Raw genomic sequence first — 511 nt, forward strand, 5'->3', positions numbered from 1 at the left:
TGAACCGTCGCGTTGACGCTTGTCTTTCCACCGTCGGATGCGACGCAGTCGACCGATTCGATACCAGCAGCCAACCGGTTTCCGATAACGTCGAGTTCTGTTTCGGTGACTCGGGCGTGTTCGTCGGAGACGAATCCGCCGGCGGCGACCATCAGCCCAGAGACGAGGACGACGGAGATAGTCAGCGTGAGAACGTAGCTGAGTGCCGTCGAAACGCCGCGGGCGGTCGAGCGCGAACGAAGCCTCATGTAATCTCACCCGGTGCGACCCGAACTTCTCTAGAGACGTACGTCTCGCCGGTCTGGTAGACGTACGACACGTTCACGGCGTACAGCGCCTCTTCGGCGACCGGCGACGAGCCACTGTCCGCCGGTTCGTATTTCGCGGCGTCGAAGACGGTACTGTTCGTCTTGTTGACAAACAGTTCGTAGGTGCCTTCGGCCTGTGTCGAACTGCGATAGGTCACTGTCGTCTTGCCGCTGAGGTCGGTCTGAACAGTATCGAGGGGGTC

The 511-nt window shown here is 60.3% G+C and carries 2 pseudogenes; both read right to left on the reverse strand.

Annotated elements, in window-relative coordinates:
* Positions 1–248, reverse strand: a pseudogene (locus tag D3D02_RS18985) (hypothetical protein); the annotation flags it as partial.
* A pseudogene (locus D3D02_RS18990) lies at positions 245–511 on the reverse strand (hypothetical protein); the annotation flags it as partial. The pseudogenes D3D02_RS18990 and D3D02_RS18985, both read right to left, overlap by 4 nt.

It is taken from the genome of Halobellus sp. Atlit-38R, assembly GCF_003665925.1.
GTDB lineage: Archaea > Halobacteriota > Halobacteria > Halobacteriales > Haloferacaceae > Haloquadratum > Haloquadratum inordinatus.